This is a genomic window from Chromobacterium sp. FG89 (assembly GCF_057808735.1).
Map to the genome: position 1 here is coordinate 49,202 of NZ_JBMDIQ010000007.1, position 18,404 is coordinate 67,605.

At 65.3% G+C, this 18,404-nt stretch carries 18 protein-coding genes; 8 read left to right on the forward strand and 10 right to left on the reverse strand.

Annotated elements, in window-relative coordinates; genetic code table 11:
• Nucleotides 1-199 precede the first annotated feature (199 nt).
• Genes ACODRW_RS08940 through ACODRW_RS08960 form a run of 5 tightly spaced genes read left to right on the forward strand, consistent with a single transcriptional unit; the run spans nucleotide 200 to nucleotide 5,367 of the window.
• Nucleotides 200-1,621 carry an efflux transporter outer membrane subunit gene (locus ACODRW_RS08940; RefSeq protein WP_488905576.1) on the forward strand — a complete coding sequence of 474 codons (1,422 nt, stop codon included), beginning with the start codon at nucleotides 200-202 and terminating at the stop codon, nucleotides 1,619-1,621.
• Nucleotides 1,618-2,133: a MarR family winged helix-turn-helix transcriptional regulator gene (locus ACODRW_RS08945; protein WP_107798897.1), complete on the forward strand. Its 516-nt coding sequence runs from the start codon at nucleotides 1,618-1,620 to the stop codon at nucleotides 2,131-2,133. Before ACODRW_RS08940 ends, ACODRW_RS08945 begins: the two co-directional genes overlap by 4 nt.
• Nucleotides 2,120-4,279: an FUSC family protein gene (locus tag ACODRW_RS08950; protein ID WP_488905577.1), complete on the forward strand. Its 2,160-nt coding sequence runs from the start codon at nucleotides 2,120-2,122 to the stop codon at nucleotides 4,277-4,279. The genes ACODRW_RS08945 and ACODRW_RS08950 overlap by 14 nt, the downstream gene beginning before the upstream one ends.
• A complete protein-coding gene (locus ACODRW_RS08955) occupies nucleotides 4,269-4,466 on the forward strand; it encodes a DUF1656 domain-containing protein (protein WP_107798895.1) in 198 nt (65 codons plus the stop codon). The genes ACODRW_RS08950 and ACODRW_RS08955 overlap by 11 nt, the downstream gene beginning before the upstream one ends.
• Nucleotides 4,467-4,509: 43 nt before the next feature.
• Nucleotides 4,510-5,367 carry an efflux RND transporter periplasmic adaptor subunit gene (locus ACODRW_RS08960; RefSeq protein WP_488905578.1) on the forward strand — a complete coding sequence of 286 codons (858 nt, stop codon included), beginning with the start codon at nucleotides 4,510-4,512 and terminating at the stop codon, nucleotides 5,365-5,367.
• Nucleotides 5,368-5,431: 64 nt separating this feature from the next.
• Here the strand turns inward: ACODRW_RS08960 and ypfJ are convergent, their stop codons facing one another.
• The 9 genes from ypfJ to ACODRW_RS09005 form a co-directional block, all read right to left on the reverse strand.
• Nucleotides 5,432-6,289 carry a KPN_02809 family neutral zinc metallopeptidase gene (gene ypfJ, locus ACODRW_RS08965; RefSeq protein ID WP_488905579.1) on the reverse strand — a complete coding sequence of 286 codons (858 nt, stop codon included), beginning with the start codon at nucleotides 6,287-6,289 and terminating at the stop codon, nucleotides 5,432-5,434.
• Nucleotides 6,290-6,437: 148 nt separating this feature from the next.
• Nucleotides 6,438-6,950: a phosphatidylglycerophosphatase A family protein gene (locus tag ACODRW_RS08970; protein WP_107798892.1), complete on the reverse strand. Its 513-nt coding sequence runs from the start codon at nucleotides 6,948-6,950 to the stop codon at nucleotides 6,438-6,440.
• Nucleotides 6,934-7,884, reverse strand: a complete 951-nt coding sequence (gene thiL, locus ACODRW_RS08975) for a thiamine-phosphate kinase (protein ID WP_488905580.1) — start codon at nucleotides 7,882-7,884, stop codon at nucleotides 6,934-6,936. The genes ACODRW_RS08970 and thiL overlap by 17 nt, the downstream gene beginning before the upstream one ends.
• A gap of 80 nt (nucleotides 7,885-7,964) precedes the next feature.
• The gene (gene nusB / locus ACODRW_RS08980; protein WP_081547192.1) at nucleotides 7,965-8,411 is read right to left on the reverse strand and encodes a transcription antitermination factor NusB; all 447 of its coding nucleotides are present in this window, start codon (nucleotides 8,409-8,411) and stop codon (nucleotides 7,965-7,967) included.
• A gap of 64 nt (nucleotides 8,412-8,475) precedes the next feature.
• Nucleotides 8,476-8,946, reverse strand: a complete 471-nt coding sequence (ribH, locus tag ACODRW_RS08985) for a 6,7-dimethyl-8-ribityllumazine synthase (RefSeq protein WP_081547190.1) — start codon at nucleotides 8,944-8,946, stop codon at nucleotides 8,476-8,478.
• Between the two features lie 79 nt (nucleotides 8,947-9,025).
• A complete protein-coding gene (ribBA, locus tag ACODRW_RS08990) occupies nucleotides 9,026-10,132 on the reverse strand; it encodes a bifunctional 3,4-dihydroxy-2-butanone-4-phosphate synthase/GTP cyclohydrolase II (protein ID WP_235088479.1) in 1,107 nt (368 codons plus the stop codon).
• 190 nt (nucleotides 10,133-10,322) lie between these two features.
• A complete protein-coding gene (locus tag ACODRW_RS08995) occupies nucleotides 10,323-10,985 on the reverse strand; it encodes a Dph6-related ATP pyrophosphatase (protein WP_488905581.1) in 663 nt (220 codons plus the stop codon).
• Nucleotides 10,982-11,599 carry a riboflavin synthase subunit alpha gene (locus tag ACODRW_RS09000; protein WP_107798888.1) on the reverse strand — a complete coding sequence of 206 codons (618 nt, stop codon included), beginning with the start codon at nucleotides 11,597-11,599 and terminating at the stop codon, nucleotides 10,982-10,984. The genes ACODRW_RS08995 and ACODRW_RS09000 overlap by 4 nt, the downstream gene beginning before the upstream one ends.
• Before the next feature lie 101 nt (nucleotides 11,600-11,700).
• Nucleotides 11,701-13,860, reverse strand: a complete 2,160-nt coding sequence (locus ACODRW_RS09005) for a TonB-dependent receptor domain-containing protein (RefSeq protein WP_235088476.1) — start codon at nucleotides 13,858-13,860, stop codon at nucleotides 11,701-11,703.
• A 196-nt stretch (nucleotides 13,861-14,056) separates the two neighbouring features.
• On the opposite strand from ACODRW_RS09005, the gene ACODRW_RS09010 reads away from it, so the two are divergent.
• From ACODRW_RS09010 to ACODRW_RS09020, 3 genes are all read left to right on the forward strand, one after another.
• On the forward strand, nucleotides 14,057-15,667 hold the full coding sequence (locus tag ACODRW_RS09010; protein WP_227103300.1) for a peptide chain release factor 3: 1,611 nt from the start codon (nucleotides 14,057-14,059) through the stop codon (nucleotides 15,665-15,667).
• A gap of 20 nt (nucleotides 15,668-15,687) precedes the next feature.
• Entirely contained in the window at nucleotides 15,688-16,554 is an 867-nt protein-coding gene (locus tag ACODRW_RS09015) for a mechanosensitive ion channel domain-containing protein (RefSeq protein WP_235088474.1), read from the forward strand.
• 96 nt (nucleotides 16,555-16,650) lie between these two features.
• Nucleotides 16,651-17,295 carry a TetR/AcrR family transcriptional regulator gene (locus ACODRW_RS09020; RefSeq protein ID WP_107798884.1) on the forward strand — a complete coding sequence of 215 codons (645 nt, stop codon included), beginning with the start codon at nucleotides 16,651-16,653 and terminating at the stop codon, nucleotides 17,293-17,295.
• A 73-nt stretch (nucleotides 17,296-17,368) separates the two neighbouring features.
• Here ACODRW_RS09020 and aroF read toward each other — a convergent pair whose 3' ends face one another.
• Nucleotides 17,369-18,385 carry a 3-deoxy-7-phosphoheptulonate synthase gene (gene aroF / locus ACODRW_RS09025; RefSeq protein ID WP_107798883.1) on the reverse strand — a complete coding sequence of 339 codons (1,017 nt, stop codon included), beginning with the start codon at nucleotides 18,383-18,385 and terminating at the stop codon, nucleotides 17,369-17,371.
• Nucleotides 18,386-18,404 lie beyond the last annotated feature (19 nt).

An 18,404-nucleotide genomic window follows, 5' to 3' on the forward strand; every position in this document is an offset into this window, starting at 1 on the left:
TTTATTAAGCAAACCCAAATAATACACCCGTCATTAATCATCTGACCATGATTAATGACATATGCTTGATTTGCGTCAGTCGCAAGCGGCCCGGCTAGGCGCATGACTTGGCCGCTTCGCGATACCGCATCGATTTTATATTTTACAAATGTAATATCTACAAATAAAATATACACAGATGTAAAACATGGATAGACAGATGAAGCCGTTTTCCGCCACCCTCGCCCTTGCCGGCGCGCTCCTGCTCAGCGCCTGCGCCCAGATGGACGCCGTCAAACCGCAGTCCCAGCTCAAAACGCCGCCCGCCGTGAACCCGCCCTGGGCCGGCATGCCCGCGGCGGCCTGGTGGCGGCAATGGCGGGACCCCCAGCTGGAGCGGCTGATCCGCCAGGCCTTGCAGGACAACCCCGGCCTGCGCGGGGCCGAGGCGCGGCTGCGCCAGGCTCAGGCGCTGAGCGAGGTCAGCGCCGCCGCCTCCCAGCCGCAAATCAACGCGCAATGGCAAAGCACCCGGCAGCTGCACGCGGAGAAAAACCTGGTGGCGCCGGCGGGTCACGGCAACTACGACTGGCAGACACGCGCCGCCGTCAACCTCAGCTACGATCTGGACGCCTGGGGGCGCGAACGCCAGGCGCTGTCCGCCTCGCTGAGCGACGCCCAGATGGCCGCGGCCGACGCCCGGCTGAGCGCGCTGAACCTGGAGAGCGCCATCATCCGCGGCTATCTGCAGCTGGCCGAGCAATATCAGCAGCGAGATCTGGCGGCGGCGGAGCTGGAACAGCAGCAGGCGCTGCTGGACCTCAGCCTGCGCCGCAAGGCCGCCGGGCTGGCCGCCCAGCCGGAGGTGGAACAGCAGCGCGGCAGGCTGCCGGCCGGCCGCGTCCAGCTGGCTCAAATCGACGAACGCATCGCCACCCTGGGCAATCAGCTGGCCGCGCTCAGCGGGCAAGCGCCCGACGCCGGAAACCGGCCGACGCGCCCCGCGCTGCGCCTGGACCAGGCCCTGGACCCGCTCGCCGCGGTGCCGGCCCAATTACTGGGCCGGCGGCCGGACCTGAGCGCGCAACGCTGGCGGGTGGAGGCCGAGGCCGCGCGCATCAAGGTCGCCCGCGCCGCCTTCTATCCCAATATCAATCTCAGCGCCTTCGCCGGCTATCAGGCGATAGGCTTCGCCGACTTGCTGTCCCCGGCCGCCGCTCTGCGCGGCTTCGCCCCGGCGATCAGCCTGCCGATATTCGAAGGCGGCCGCCTGCGCGGCCAGCTGCGCGCCCAAACCGCCGCCTACGATCAGGCGGTGGAAAGCTACAACGCCGCCTTGATCAACGCCCTGAGCGAAACCGCCAGCGCCATCGTCCGCGCCCGCTCCGCGGACCAGCAAAGCCGGCAGGCCGAACAGGCGCTGGACGCCGCCAGCCGCGAACGGGCGCTGGCCGAACAGGCTTACCGCGCCGGCCTCAGCGATCAGAGCGCGGTGCGCCAGCTGCGGCTGAACGAGCTGTCCGCCCGGCAAAAGCGCGCTCAGGCCCAAGCCCAGCGCCTGGACAGCTACGCCGCGCTGATGGCCGCGCTGGGCGGCGGCGTCGAATCCCCCAATCCCATCGTCGGCGGAGAAAACCCATGAGCCACTTCGAAGAAACCCGCAAACGCCTGCTCCGCGTCAAGACCAGAATTCCGGAATTTCCGCTGGCGCTGCTGACCTTGACGCGGCTGAACTACCACGTGCAAAAACGCCTGCAGGACCTGACCAACGCCGCCCTGCGCAAACACGGGCTGACCGAGAGCAGCTATCTGGTGCTGGCGGTGCTCTACGGCTCCGAGCAAGAGACGACGACGCCCGGCTCTCTGGCGGAAACCTGCTCGCAAAAACCGGCCAATATGACCCGCATCTGCAACGACCTGGAAAAGCAGGGCCTGATCCGTCGCGGCGGCCTCAGCGACGATCGCCGCGCGGTCGCCGTCACCCTCAGCGACGCCGGCCGCGAACGCATCCGCAAGCTGCTGCCCGATGTCTGGGGCAACCTGGGCAATACCTTCGCCGGCTTCAGCGCCGAGGAAATGCAGCAGCAGGAACAGTTCTACCTGCGCCAGCTCAGCAATTTGAACCAGGCGGCGCCCAACGATGAGCACGACTAGCCTCGCCGCCCGGCGCCGCTGGCTGGGCCGGGCGCTGCGCGGCGCCGGACAGGACTGGCTGCGGCAGGAGGGCGAGCGCTGGATCTTCATCCTCAAGACGCTGCTGGCCTGCTTCGCCGCGCTGTGGCTGGCCTTCCGCCTGGGCTTCGATTCGCCGGGCACCGCGCTGATCACCGTGCTCATCGTCGGTTCGCCGCAAAGCGGCCTGGTGCTGGAAAAAGGCTTTTACCGGCTCTTGGGCACGCTGGCCGGCTGCGCGGCGGCCTTGATCCTGGTCGGCATGCTGGCCTCGCAGCCGGTCTTGCTGCTGGCGGCGCTGTCGCTCTGGATAGGCCTGTGCGCCGGCTGCGCCACCTTGTACCGCAACTCGCGCTCCTACGGTTTCGTGCTGGCCGGCTACACCGCCTGCATCATCGCGCTGCCGGCCATCGGCCGCCCGCTGACGGTGTTCGACCTGGCGGTGACCCGGGTCTCGGAAATCTCGCTGGGCCTGATCTGCAGCGCGGTGGTCTACGACATCGTGTTTCCGCGCTACCAGGCGGAGCTGGTGGTCAGCAATGTGCGCGGCCGCTATCTGCGCTTCATCCTGCTGTGCCAGGACGCGCTGGCGCAGAAGCTGCACGCCAGCGATCTGGAGCAGGCCCAGCTCAAGTTCGCCGCCGACATCGCCGCGCTGGAGGCCGGCCGCGCCACCGCCTTTTTCGAAGCCGGACACGTGCGTTCGCGCAGCAATCAGCTGCACGCCTTCAACGCCACCTTCATGGCCGCGCTGACCACCTTCCACACCCTGCACCGGCAAATGGAGCGGCTGCGCCGCGACGCGGACTCCCCGCTGCCCGGCCTGCTGCTGCCGCTGTTCTCCGAGGTGGCCGCGGTGCTCAGCGGCGTCGACGGCCCGGCGCGCAACGCCGCGGAAGCCCGGGACACCGAGGCGCAGCTGGGCCGGCTCCGCGCCGGCTGGCCGCGCCGCATAGACGCCGCCCGCGCGCTGCTGCCGGGCGGCGAGCGGGCCGAGCACTGGCGGATAGACTTCGACACCGCCACCGAGCTGCTGAGCCGCTTCATCGAGGAAATGCACGCCTTCGTCGGCGTCTACCACGGCTTCGCCAGCAAGACGCCGCAGCAGATCGACGCGCTGGCCGCCTATGTGCCGGGCACGCCGCTGCCGGTGGCCGTCGCCGGCGGCGTGCGCGCGGCGCTGACCCTGGGCACCCTGTCCGTCGCCTGGTATTGGCTGGCCTGGCCCAGCGCGCTGGAGGCGGTGCTGCTGGCCACCGTGCTCTGCGGTCTCGCCGCCTCCTCGCCGCGGCCGGTGCTGATGGTCAAACAATTCCTGACCGGCTTCGCGCTGGGCACGCCGCTGGCCTATGTCAGCCTGTTCTGGCTGCTGAGCGAGGGCAACGGCTTCCCGATACTGATGCTGGGCCTGCTGCCCTTCCTGGCGCTGGGCAGCTATCTGAAATGCCTGCCCAAATACGCCGGCGTCGGCGCCGGCATGACCATCGTGCTGGCCAGCGCCGTCAACCCGCAAAACCCGATGAATTACGACATCGTGGCCTTTCTCAACAACGGCATCGCCCGCATCCTCGGGCTGGCGCTGGCGGCGGCCTTCTTCCAGCTGGTGCTGCCCGAGCACACCATGGGTTCGCCGCGCCACATCGCCGCCGCCCTGTGGCGGGAAGCGCGCCGCGCCTGCGACGCCAAGCTGCCCCACTTGAAGCAGCGCTACGAGAACCGCATCCGCGACCTGCTCAATCTGCTGAACACGCTGAGCCCGGCCCAGGCCGAACTGAAACAGGCGATCACCGCCCAGGCCATCACCTTGCTGGAGCTGGGCCTGGCGGTGATCAATCTGCGCGCGCTGACCGCGGAATCGCCGTCGCCGCAGTTGCGCGCCGATCTGGAACACACGGTGGCGCAGCTGGAACGCTATTTCGCCGCGCCGTCGCCGGAACGGCTGCAACAGGCCATCGCCACCATGCGCGCGGCCGGACCGGCGCTGCGCGCCCATCTGGCGCTGGCGGAACCCGAACGCGCCGCGCGCATCCAGCGGGCGCTGACCGATCTGCACCTGATCCACACCTCATTGCTGGACGTGGCCGAAGCCGCCGCAACCGCTGCGCAAGGAACTGAGCATGACTCGTGAAATCGCCGTATTCGGCATCCTGATCCCCACCCTGCTGCCGTTGTTCCTGTTCAGCCTGCTGTGCCAGGCCGGGCTGGACTGGCTGCTGGGCCGGGCCGGTCTTTACCGCCGGGTCTGGCACCCGGCCTTGTTCCGTCTCAGCCTGCTGATCTGCGTGTTCAGCGGTCTGGCTCTGCTGCTGTACTGAATACGCCTCCGGCCCACCCCGAACACCCTTCCGGATAATCAATATGCGAATCAACACACTCATCCGCTACCTGATCACCTTGCTGCTGCTGGCGCTCGCCGTCTGGCTGGGCAAGGCGCTGTGGGACCACTACATGCACTCGCCGTGGACCCGCGACGGCCGCGTGCGCGCCGACGTGATCACGCTCTCCGCCGACGTGGCCGGCCTGGTGACCCAGGTGGCGGTCAAGGACAACCAGCCGGTGCGCAAGGGCGACGTGCTCTTTGTCGTCGACCGCAGCCGCTACGCGGCGGCGCTGACCCAGGCCGAGGCCGCGCTGGAGGGTCAGCGCACCGAGAAAAACCGCCGCGGCAAGGAGGCGGCGCGTCGCGACGGCCTGGACAGCGCCGTGGTGTCCGCCGAAAACCGCGAAACCGCGGCCTTCGCCGCCGCCGCGGCCGGCTCCCAATACCAGGCGGCGCTGGCGGCGCGCGATCTGGCCCGGCTCAATCTGGAACGCACCGTGGTGCGCGCCCCGGTGGACGGCTATGTGACCAATCTCAATGTCCATGCCGGCGACTTCGCCGCCGTCGGCTCGCCCAAGCTGGCGCTGATAGACCGCAACTCCTATCGCGTGGAAGGCTATTTCGAGGAAACCAAGCTGCCGATGCTCAAACCCGGCGCCAAGGTGGAGATCACCCTGCTCAGCGGCGGCCCGACCTTGAGCGGCCGCGTCGCCAGCATCGCCCGCGGCATCACCGACCGCGACGCCGGCACCGGCCGCGAACTGCTGGCCGACGTCAATCCCACTTTCAACTGGGTGCGGCTGGCTCAACGGGTGCCGGTGCGCATCGAGCTGGACGCGCTGCCGGCCGGGCAGCTGCTGGTGGCCGGCACCACCTGCACCGTGGTGGTGCGCTAGCTCCGCGACAAGCATGAAAAATGGGGCCGTTGGCCCCATTTTTCATTTCCCCACTGAGCCGCTGTTACAGCCGCCGCGCGCGGAAGGTATCGCACTGCGCCATGTCGCCGCTGTCGAAGCCGCGGCGGAACCAGCGCACCCGCTGCTCGCCGCTGCCGTGAGTGAAGGAGTCCGGCACCACTTCGCGGCCGGCCGAACGCTGCAAGGCGTCGTCGCCTATCCTGGCCGCGGCGGTCAGCGCCGTTTCCAGATCGCCCGGCTCCAGAATCCTCCTCGCCTGATCGGCGTGATGCCCCCATACCCCGGCCAGGCAATCCGCCTGCAACTCCTGCCGCACCGACAAGGCCTTGGCCCGACTCTCGCTGCTGCGCGCCATTTCCTCGTCCACCTTGGCGGAAATGCCGAGCTGATGCTGAACATGGTGGCCGACTTCATGCGCGATCACATACGCCTGGGCGAATTCGCCCGGCGCGCCCAACTCCCGGCCCAGGGTCTGGAAGAAAGACAGATCGATGTAGATTTTCTCGTCGCCGGGGCAATAGAAGGGACCGATGGCCGCGTCGCCGCGGCCGCAGGCCGTCGGCGTCGCGCCGGTGAACATCACCAGCTTGGGCGGCCGGTAACGCTCGCCTTGCGCCTGGAGCAAGGGCCGCCACACGTCTTCGGTGTCCGCCAGCATCACGCGGATGAACTTGGCGTCGCGGTCGTCCGGCGCGCTGGCCCTGGCCGGCGCCTGCTGTTCGGCCGCCGGCTCCATCTCGCTGATCAGATTGATCACCGTTATCGGATTGACGTCGAACACCAGCCAGGCCACCAGGCCGATCAAGACCGCGCCGATGCCGAACGCCCCGCCCCCGCCCCCGCCGCTTTCGCCGCGGCGGTCTTCCACATTATCGCTTTCCCGGTTCCCATCCCAACGCATGCCTACCCCCCCAAGTCCATTCTCGCCCGCTCAGGCCGCTTCGCCGCGGCACCTTAGAACAAGGACATCAAAAAGTACCGCATGCTACGCGTTTGACTTGAAACCGGCCAGACCCGCCCGGCGAACGCAGCGGACCTTGAACCCGTTCTTACAGCAGACGCCAAATGCCCCACTGCACCGCCAGCGCGAACAAGGCCGCCAGCAAATCGTCCACCATCACGCCGAAACCGCCGCCCACATGACGATCCAGCCAACGGATAGGCCAGGGCTTGAGAATGTCGAAAAAGCGGAACAAGACAAAGGCCAGCAACCAGGCCAAGGGCGTGGCCGGCGCGAAGGCCAGCACCAGCAACATGGCGACGATCTCGTCCCAGACGATGCCTCCGTAATCGTGCACGCCCAGCGCCCGGCCGCTGTAGCCGCAGATCCAGATCCCGGCGATGAACAGCGGCAGGCACAGCGCCGCCAGCGCCAATCCCTGCACCCCCAGCGCGTTCAACACAAAGAACAAGGGATAGGCGGCCACCGTGCCCCAGGTGCCGGGCGCTTTGCGCGCCAGGCCGCTGCCGAAGCCGAAGGCCAGGAAATGGGCGGGATGGCTCAGGACGAAGCGCCAGTCCGGCTGCAGTTTCAGGGTTTCGGTCTCATTTGAAATGGTCATAGCCGGTGCTTTCCAGTTGAATGATGTTGCCCTCGCCGTCCAGCAGGCTGACGCCCTGGCCGGCAACGATGCGGCCGATGCGGCTGAGACGGCAGCCCGCCGTCGCGGCGCAGGCCTCGATCTGCGCCCGGCGCTCGGCCGGCGCGGTGAATACCAGTTCGTAATCGTCGCCGCCCGCGGCCAGGCAATCCAGCCATTGCCCGCGCGCGGCCTCCGCCAGCGGGTGGGACGGCAAGGCCTCGGCCCAGACTTCCGCGCCCACCCGGGAGGCGGCGGCGATATGGCCGAGATCCGACAGCAGGCCGTCGGACACGTCGGCGGCGGCGTGCGCCAAGGGCAGCAAAGCCCGCCCCAGGGCAATGCGCGGCTCCGGGTATTCCAGCTTGCGCCAGGCCGCCTCGCGCAAACCGTCCGGCAAGGGCGCGAGCTTGCCCAGCCGGCTGCGCACCGCCATCGCGCCCAGACCCAGCTCGCCGCTGACCCAGACATCGTCGCCCGCGCGGGCGGCGGCGCGGCGCAGCGCCTGACCGCCCGGCGTCTCCCCGCCCACGGTCACCGACAGCGTCAAGGGGCCGCGCGTGGTGTCGCCGCCTATCACGTCAACGCCGTAACGCCCCGCCAATGCGAAGAATCCTTGGGAAAACCCGGCGGCCCAGGCCTCGTCCATCGCCGGCAAGGCCAGCGACAGCACCACCCAGCGCGGCGCGGCGCCCATTGCCGCCATATCGGACAAGTTCACCGCCAGCGTCTTATGGCCCAAGGCCTCCGGCGCGACATCGGCGAAAAAATGCCGCCCTTCCACCAGCATGTCCACCGAGACATGCAGATCGCAGCCCGGCGTCGGCCGCAGGATGGCGGCGTCGTCGCCGACGCCCAGGACCGCGCCGCCGGCCGGCCGCGTGAAATAACGGCGGATCAATTCAAATTCATTCATCACGATCTTTCTGCCCGGCCGATATGAAAACACCCGCGGCAGCGGGTGTGTTCTGGTCTGACGGCGCCGGCGACAAGGCCTTAGTTCTGACGACGCGCCTTCTGCGACGCCACTTCGTCGGCGCGCACTTCGGCGGCCAGCTTGTCCAGCACGCCGTTGACGAACTTATGACCGTCGGTGCCGCCGAAGGTCTTGGTGATTTCAATGGCTTCGTTGATGATCACCGGATACGGGGTTTCCGGATGCTGGGTCAGTTCCAGCGCGGCCATCAACAGCACGGCGCGTTCCACCGGGCTGACTTCGTCTTCGGCGCGTTCGTAATAGTGGCCGATCTGCTTGGACAGCGCGCCCACGTCTTTCAGCACGCCGTACAGGATTTCGCGGAACAGGGCTTCATCGGCCTTGGCGAAGTATTCATTCTCGCGCAGATGCTTTTCGATCAGGGAGGCCGGACGATCCGGGTTCAGCTCCCATTCGTAAATGCCTTGGATGGCAAATTCGCGGGCGCGGCGGCGAGCGGTTTTCATAGAGGTTCCTTGTAAAGAGCGGTGAGCCGGGCACGCCCGGCTCCGGTATCTTGGCGGGAGCCGATCAGCCGCGCTGGATGCGCTTGCGCAGATTCGCCATCTCCACCGCCACGGCAGCGGCCTCGCGGCCTTTGACTTCCATGCGCACTTCGGCCTGCTCGTCGGTTTCGGTGGTCAGAATCGCGTTGGCGATCGGGATGTCGAAGTCCAGGCCGACGCGGGTCACGCCCGCGCCGGATTCGTTCGACACCAGTTCGAAATGGTAGGTTTCGCCGCGGATCACCGCTCCCAGCGCCACCAGCGCGTCGAAGCGGCCGCTCTTGGCCATGGTCTGCAACACCAGCGGCGCTTCCAGCGCGCCCGGCACCGTGGCCAGGGTCACGTCCTCGGCGGCCACGCCCAACCGGGCCAGCTCGCCCAAGCAGGCGTCGCGCAAGCCTTCGCAAACCGGGGTGTTGAAACGCGACATCACAACGCCGATTTTCAGGCCCTTGCCCGTCAGATCGGGTTCTATACGCTGGATAGCTTGAAGCATCTTGTTCCTCGCGGCGGAATCACTACGGAAAACCGGAGATTCTACCTCAATCCCCGGGCCTTAGCCATTGCGCAGCCGCTCATTCTTCATCCACGTGGAAGGCGCTCGGCTGGCAAAAGCCGGTCACTTCCAGATCGAAGCCGGTCATAGACGGCAGGCTGACCGGAGCGGTCATCAGCTTCATCTTGCCCACGCCCAGCGCCTTGAGCATTTGCGCGCCGATGCCGAAGGTCTTGCTGTCCCAACGCTGCTTCTGCTGCTCCTGACCCAGCGCGCGCTGCGCCAGCGCCTCGCCGGTTTCGTCGCGATACAAGAGCACCACCACGCCGTGACCGGCCTCCTCGATCATTTCCAAGGCATTGGGCACGGTCCAGGAGTGCTGGCTGCACAAGGGCGCCAGCACGTCGATCACCGACAAGGGCTCGTGCACGCGCACCAGGGTTTCGCGCTGCGACTGGATCTCGCCCTTGACCAGGGCCAGATGGGTGGCGCGGGTGGTGATGTCGCGGAACACGTGCAGCTCGAATGCGCCGAACGGCGTATCCACCGGCCGCTGGCCCACTTTTTCCACCAGCGATTCGGTGCGGCTGCGGTACTGGATCAGGTCGGCGATGGTGCCCACCTTCAAACCGTGCTCGCCGGCGAACTCCACCAGTTCCGGCAAGCGCGCCATGGTGCCGTCGTCGTTCATGATTTCGCAGATCACGCCGGCCGGCTCCAAGCCGGCCAGCATCGCCAAATCGCAACCGGCCTCGGTGTGGCCGGCACGGATCAGCACGCCGCCCTTTTGCGCCTTCAGCGGGAAGATGTGGCCTGGCTGCACCAGGTCCGCCGGCTTGGCCAGCCGCGCCACCGCGGCCTGCACGGTGCGAGCGCGGTCCGCAGCGGAAATACCAGTGGTCACGCCTTCGGCAGCTTCGATGGACACGGTGAAGTTGGTGCTGTACGGGGTGCCGTTATTGCTGACCATCAGCGGCAGGTTCAATTGCTGACAACGCTCCTCGGTCAAGGTCAGACAGATCAGCCCACGGCCGTGCTTGGCCATGAAGTTGATCGCCTCCGGGGTGACGAACTCCGCCGCCATCACCAGATCGCCTTCGTTCTCGCGGTCTTCGGCGTCCACCAGCACCACCATCTTGCCGGCCTTGATGTCGGCGATAACGTCCTGAATCGGGGAAATAGTCATACCGTCTTCCTTCGTAAGCACTTGTTTTTGGCGCGGGCCGCCGCCCGCCTGAATTCGTTATCAGAGCTTGTTCAAAGTCTCGCAGGCCAAGGCAAAAACAACTGAAGAGCGTATACGGCGCATCGGCATTCTGCAGCGCTAACTCGCCGTGCCGCGCCCTCGCGAAGCGCAACAGACTTTGAACCGCTTCTCAGCCGGGCAACAGGTCCAGGCTGACATAATCTCCATGGCGATGGATGTCGCCGTCGCGCAAACGCAAGGGCCGCGCGAACAAGGGCCCGTCCGTCGCCAATGTGTGAAACTCGCCGGCCTCGGCGCAAGGGTCCAAACCTTCCGCCAACATCCGGTCCACCACCTCGCGGCTCAACTCGCGACCCAGCCACTCTTCGCCGGCCAGCCTGGTGTTCACCACCACGATGCGGGCTTGGAAGCCCGCGTCGATGAATTCGCGCACCAGCTCGGCGCGCGGCTGCTGCCACAGCGGCAGCCAAGCTTGCAGGCCGGCGGCGGCACAAACCTTCTCCTCCCACTCGCGATGGGCGTCCAGATCGATGTCGCCGAACACCGCGGCCTCGCAGCCGTCGGCGCGCGCCTCCTCCAGCCGGGCGATGAACTCGGCCTCATAACCGTCCCAGCTCGCGCGGCCCACCCGCAAGGGCAGGCCCAGCGCCGCGGCTTGCAGCGCCAGCACTTCCGGACGCACCCCATGCGAGCGCGAGCGCCGGCCATCCTCGTCCATCATGGTCAGCAAGGCCTGCGGGCTGGCGCCGGCGCTCACCGCGCGCCACAAGGCCAGGCAAGAGTCCTTACCGCCGCTCCAGGAGGCCAGCACGCGCCGGCCGGCTCTGTTCACTCAGCGGCTCCGCGCTGGGCCAGCACCCGCTCCACCGTTTCCACGATGGCCTGGGTTTGCGGGTCCACTTCGATATTGATCAGATCGCCCACTTTGCGCGACTTGATGATGGTGCGCTCCAGGGTTTCCGGAATCAGATGCACGCAGAAGCGGTTGTCCGTCACCTCGCCTATGGTCAGGCTGATGCCGTCAATACCGATATAGCCCTTGGCGAACACGTATTTGATGTGTTCCGCCGGCAATTCGAACCAAACGGTGCGATTATTGGGCAGATCGATCACTCGGGACACCTTGGCCAGGCACAAGATATGGCCGGACATCGCGTGGCCGCCGATTTCATCGCCGAAACGCGCGGCGCGCTCGATATTGACCAGATCGCCCGCTTGCAGCAGGCCAAGATTGGTGACGCGCAGGGTTTCGCGCATCAGGTCGAAGGAAACTTGATCGCCGTTGATGGCGGTGACGGTAAGGCAGCAGCCGTTGTGGGCCACCGAGGCGCCCAGTTCCAGACCGGGCAACAGCGCGTCGGGCAAGCGCAGCGTATGAGTGCGGAAGTCCTGCTTCTCCGTGATGGCGATCACTTCCGCCACCCCTTGGACGATACCGGTAAACACGAAGACGCTCCTTTGCTAGGGATTCGGAGCGCCATTGTAACGCAAGGAGGGGCGCGCGGCCCCTCCTGGTCTTAAATCGGACTCAAGCTTTTTCCCGGCATTTAGAAACGCCAGGACACGCTGGTGCGGATCGCGCGCCCCATGCCCTCGGCGCCCTCGGTCAGATAGGGCTCGTATTGGACATTGAACAGATTGTCCACCGCCACACGCGCCTCAAAGCCCTTGAGACTGCCCTTGGGCTGCCAGCCCAGAGACAGGCCGAACAGCGAATAGCCGTGCTGCGCCGGATAGGCGTAGGGCGAGTCGACCAAGACACGGTCCTGCTTGCGCACGAACTTGCCCTGCCCGCTCAAGGACAGGCCGATCTTGTTCCAGCGATAGCCGAGATTGGCCACCGCCTTGCGCGGCGGAATATTGGTGATGGGCTCGTCCTTGCCCCATGGGTCCATCAGGCTATGGTTGCGCTCGCCCTTGGTGGACGACAGGGACAGGCTGCCGAACCAGCCTCCGGCCTGATAACGCCCTTCCAATTCGAAACCCTGGATCACGTAGCCGGGCATATTGCGATAGAAACCGATCACCGGCGGCAAGGGCGCGCCCGGCGCGTCTCCACGGTTTGGCCCCAGGCGCTGCGCGATGTCGTTTTTGACGGTTTGGCGATACCAGGTCACCGCCGCCGACAGATTGTCCCCGGACGTCAACACATTGCCGCGCTCGTACTCCAGGCCCAGCTTGACCGCGTTCAGCGTTTCCGGCCGCAGCTGGCGGCTGCTTGCCGTCGTGCTGCCCAAAGTCTGGGTATCGTACATTTCGTCCACCGACGGCGCCCGCCAGGTGCGGGTATAGCCCGCATCCAGCGTCCAGCCCGGGCGGAAGTTCCAACGCGCGCCCAGCCGCGGCGACCAACCGGAATAAGCCAGACCGCTGTAATCATGCCCCTTGGCCGGATCGTTATACGCGGAAGCCAGATTTTCCCGCCCCTGTATCCACACATGATCGTAGCGCAGCGACGGGGTCAGCGTCAGGCTGTCCAAGGGCTGCCATTGATGCACCCAATAGGCGGATCGCACGGTTTCTTCGCCCGGCGGCTGGTAGCGCGGATTCAAATAGCCGTAGTTGTAAGCCGGATCCTTCACCTTGTCCGGGCGATAGAACAAGGCGTCCAGCGTTTTGTGCGCCCAGCTGACGCCCATCGTGACTTCCTGACGCGCCCAGCCGGAACCAAAGCGGGCGGTATTGCGCAGCTCCAGACGCCGGTCGCGCTGAGTCACCCAGCTCTCGTTCCCGAACAAGGAGGAAAAAGCGTAGATGCTGGCCGTCGGCGGCCGGGTATCGTGCTGGTAACGCCGCGACTGGGCGTAACTCAGCTGCAGATCCAGCCACGGCGAATCGCTGACAAAAGTCCAGTCCGCGCTCACCGTCTCGTTTTGCTGTTCGCGCCACACGCTCTGACGCAACCAAGCGCCTTCCCAGCCGTACTTCTTGATATCGGCCGCGCTTGGCGCGGGAATATCGCCGCGCTTGGCCGCCCACGGCGTGCGCCGCTCCTCCTCCTGGCTCACCCAGCCCAGGCGCAGCCTGTGGCCGGGCGCCGGACGCCAAGCCAGTTTCAGCATGCCGCCCTCCAGATCGTTGCCGGAAAACATCGTGCTGGAGCCGTCGCCCTTTTTGCCGTCCCCGGCGCGCGAGCGCGTCACATAGGCCAGGATGTCGGCCTTGCTGCCCGGACCGCCGGCGTAGGCGGCCAGCGACTGGCCGAACTGATTGCCGTTGTCCTGGTACATCAGCTTGGCGAAGCCGCCCACCGATTTGCCCGGCTGCAGCAACTCCGCCACGGTCTTGGTTTCCGCCTTGACCACGGCGCCAAACGCGCCGTTGCCGTAAAACGGAGAATGCCCCCCCTTCATCACTTCCACCGAGCCCAATAATTCCGGGTCGATGAAAGACGTCCCCTGCTGGTATTTGTCGAAGCCTTGCGGCGCGCCGTCCAGGGACACTTGCACATGCTCGACCGACTCGAAGCCCCAGACATTGATAGTCTGGCCCCCGGGGCGCTGCGAACCGCCGGCGTTGACGCCGGGCAGAGCGTCCAGCACTTCGGCCAGCGAACGGGCTTGCGGCCGCTCGATTTCTTCGCGGTCCAGCTTATTGCTGCCCACCCGCGCCTGCGGGCCGTCGGCGGTGACGTGGACGGTGTCCAGGCGCGCCGGCGCCTCGGCGGCCCAGACGCCGGGCGCGGCCAGGCAAGCCAGGCTGAGCACGAGCGCCTTGGGGCGGAAACGCGGCGGATTTTGAGCGGGGGAAATGGAATCGGGGCAAGACGAGAAAAGGTAGCAGCCAGGCATCACGGTTTTGTTATATTAATGATAATCATTCTCAATATTAACATAAAACTTCCACCTTAAGGCAAGTCCGGTAAAATAGCCGGCTTTATCGAATTCCAATACAAGCATCCCCATGTCCGCCGAACTCGCCCGCATCGCCGAAGAAGTGTCCCACCGCCGCACCTTCGCCATCATTTCCCACCCTGACGCCGGTAAGACCACGCTGACCGAAAAGCTGCTGCTGTTCTCCGGCGCCATCCAGATGGCCGGCACCGTCAAGGGCAAGAAAGGCGGCAAGTTCGCCACCTCCGACTGGATGGAGATCGAGAAGCAGCGCGGCATCTCGGTGGCCTCCTCTGTGATGCAGTTCGAATACCGCGACCACACCGTCAACCTGCTGGACACCCCGGGCCACCAGGACTTCTCCGAAGACACCTACCGCGTGCTGACGGCGGTGGACAGCGCTCTGATGGTGATAGACGCGGCCAAGGGCGTGGAGGAGCAGACCATCAAGCTGCTGAACGTCTGCCGCCTGCGCAGCACGCCCATCGTCACCTTCATGAACAAATACGACCGCGAGGTGCGCGACAGCCTGGAGCTGCTGGACGAGGTGGAAAACGTGCTGAAGATCCGCTGCGCGCCCATCACCTGGCCCATCGGCATGGGCAAGGCTTTCCGCGGCGTCTACAGCCTATTGAACGATGAAGTCATCCTGTTCGAACCGGGCGCGGAAAAACTGATCACCGACGTGGAAGTGATCAAGGGCATAGACAATCCCCGCCTGGATCAGCTGTTCCCGCTGGAAATGGAACAACTGCGCATGGAGATCGAACTGGTCAAGGGCGCGTCCAACGAGTGGAATCTGGACCAGTTCCTGGCCGGCGAACTGACGCCGGTGTTCTTCGGCTCCGCCATCAACAACTTCGGCGTGCGCGAAATCCTGGACGCGCTGATCAACTGGGCGCCGGCGCCGCAGCTGCGGGACGCCACCGTGCGCGATGTCGCGCCCACCGAAGGAAAGTTCTCCGGCTTCGTGTTCAAGATCCAGGCCAATATGGATCCCAAGCACCGCGACCGCATCGCCTTCCTGCGCGTGTGTTCCGGCCAGTTCGAGCGCGGCATGAAGATGAAGCATCTGCGCCTGAACCGCGACATCGCCGCCTCCAGCGTGGTGACCTTCATGTCTCACGACCGCGAGATCGTGGAAGAAGCGTTTGCCGGCGACATCATCGGCATCCCCAACCACGGCAATATCCAGATCGGCGACAGCTTCTCCGAAGGCGAGGAACTGACCTTTACCGGCATTCCCTTCTTCGCGCCGGAACTGTTTCGTGGCGTGCGCATCAAAAACCCTTTGAAGCTGAAACAGTTGCAGAAAGGCTTGCAGCAACTGGGCGAGGAAGGCGCGGTGCAAGTATTCAAGCCGCACAGCGGCGGCGACCTGATTCTGGGCGCGGTGGGCGTGCTGCAGTTTGAAGTGGTGGCCTCGCGCCTGGCCGCCGAATACGGCGTGGACGCGATGTTCGAATCCGCCAGCATCTGGTCCGCGCGCTGGTTCAGCTGCGAGGACCGCAAAAAGCTGGACGAATTCGTCAAGGCGCTGCAGATCAACATCGCCACCGACGCCGGCGGCAACCTCGCCTACCTGGCCCCCAACCGCGTCAACCTGCAACTGACCCAGGAACGCTGGCCGGACATCGTATTCCACGAAACCCGCGAACACGCGGTCAAACTCAACGACTGAAGCTGAAACCGACGCCCGACATGGAGCCCAAGGCCACCCTATTCGACTTGATAGGCTATCTGCGCGACAACTACTCGCACGAGATAGCGCGCTCGCTGATCCTGATCGCCGCCCTGCTGATCATCCGCCTGGTGATGGACCGGCTGCTGGCGGCCAACAACAGCATAGCGATCGAGTCGAAACGGCGCTGGTCGGTGAACACCCGCAACATCCTGTTCATCTCCGGCCTGGCGGGCATCGGCCTGATCTGGGCCAGCGAGCTGCAAACCATCGCGGTGTCGATGCTGGCCTTCGCCGCCGCGCTGATCCTGGCCACCAAGGAACTGATCATGTGCCTGTCCGGCGGCCTGGTGCGCCAGACCTCCAACAGCTACAGCCTGGGCGACCACATCGAAGTGGGCGCGGTGCGCGGCCGGGTGGTGGACATCGGCCTGCTGTCCACCACGGTGATGGAGATCGGACCCAATCACAGCTCGCACCAGATGACCGGGCGCGCGCTGACCTTCCCCAACAGCCTGCTGCTGTCCACGCCGGTGATCCGCGAAAACTATATGGGCGACTATGTGATGCACATCGTCAACGTGCCCATGGCCTACACCGTGCCGCCCATCCGCGCCGAACGCCTCTTGATGGCGGCGGCGGAAGAATCCTGCCAACCCCACCTGGAAGTGGCGCGTCAGCACATGGAAGACATGGCCAAACGCAATCTGGTGGACATTCCGTCGGTGGAGCCGCGCATCGCCTTGCAGCCGGTGGATGAAAAACGCTATCAGTTGATCTTGCGCATCGCCATTCCGGCCCGAGACCGGCATCGTATCGAACAAACCATCCTGCACAGTTTTCTGGCGCAATGCTTTCCGGAGCAGAACGACGCCGCCCCGGCCTGAAGCGAAGGCGTATCGCGCGCAAATAATTAGAGCAAGAACTCCAAATTTGCGTTAGAATGGCGCATCGCGAATGTCATTGAACAGCCCAAGCGCATCATGAGCAAAAACAGAATCAAAACCTACGACCGCATCATCCAGGAGAGCCTCAAGCTGTTCAACGAACAGGGCGAGCGCAGCATCACCACCAATCACATCGCCGCGCATCTGGGCATCAGTCCAGGCAATCTGTACTACCACTTCCGCAACAAGGAAGAAATCGTCTACCAGATCTTCCTGATGTACCGCGAGTTCATCAACCAGCGTCTGGCGGTGCCGGAAAACCGCGAAATGACGGTGGACGATCTGGTCAACTACCTGGACACCGCCTTCCTGGCGATGTGGCAGTTCCGCTTCATGTTCTACGACCTGCCGGGCATGCTGGCGCGCAACCCTCAGATGCAGTCGGAGTACCACCAGTTCGTCAACACCGAGCTGAAAAACATCCTGGCCGAGCACTTTCGCGAATTCATCCGCCTGGGCCTGCTGGAAATGGACGAGGAAGACATCGAACCGGTCAGCATCAATATCTGGCTGGTGGTGAAGTTCTGGTTCGCCTTTGAACAGACCGCGCGCCCCAAGGCGCCGATCACCGAGGAATCCGGCCATCGCGGCGTGCTGCAGGTGCTGGCCCTGCTCAAGCCCTATGTGCAGGATCAGTATATGGGCGCCTTCCAGGCGCTGTGCGAGCGCCACAAAGTGTGACGACCCGCCTCCGCGAAAAGAGCAAAGCCGCGTAACCGCGGCTTTTTTCATGCGTCGGCGCTTCTAAAGCGGATTACAGGCTACGCCCCAAGGCCGCCGCCAAGGGCCGCAATTCTGCCATCAGGGCGGCCAAGCCGTCCGGCGTCAGCGCCTGATCGGCCTCGCACAAGGCGGCTTCCGGCTGCGGATGCATGTCCAGCAGCAAGCCGTCCGCGCCGGCGGCCAGCGCCGCCTTGGCCAGAGCGGGCACCAGCCAGGCTTTGCCGGCGGCGTGACTGGGATCGACGATCACCGGCAAATGGGTTTCGCGCTTGAGCAGGGGAATCGCGCTGACGTCCAACGTGGCGCGGTAGGCCGGCTCGAAGCTGCGAATGCCGCGCTCGCAGAACACGATGTTGTGGTTGCCGCCGGCGGCGATGTATTCGGCCGCCATCAGCCAGTCGCCCAAGGTCGCGGCGACGCCGCGCTTGAGGATGACCGGTTTGTTCAAACGTCCCACTTCCTTCAACAACTCCACGTTCTGCATGCTGCGCGAGCCGATCTGGATGATGTCCACGCCCTGCTCCAGAAACACGTCCAGCATGCGCACGTCGGCCAATTCGGACACCACCGGCAAACCTTCGGCGCGGCCGGCGGCGATCAACTGCTCGATGCCCTCCACGCCCAAGCCCTGGAAACCGTAAGGGCTGGGATGCTGCTTGAACACCCCGCCGTGCAGCAGCCGGCAGCCGGCGGCCCGCGCCGCGGTCGCGGCCTGAGCGATTTGCGACGCCGACTCCACGGCCGACGGACCGGCGATCACCTGCAAGGCCTCGCCGCCGAAAGCCAGGCCTCGCGCCTGCACCACGCTGTTCTGCGGATGGGTTTCCCGCGACACGATGCGGTATTCCCGCACCACTCGCATCGCCCGCTCCACGCCAGGCATGGATTCAAACATTTCCGGCGACAGGCTGCGCTCGTCGCCCACCGCGCCGATGATGGTGCGTTCCGCGCCGCGCGACACATGCTCGCTGAGTCCCGCCCCGCGGATCTTGGCCACCACGGCCGCCACTTCGCTTTCCGGCGCCTGCCGGTTCATGATGATGATCATCCGCTACCCCGTTCAAAAC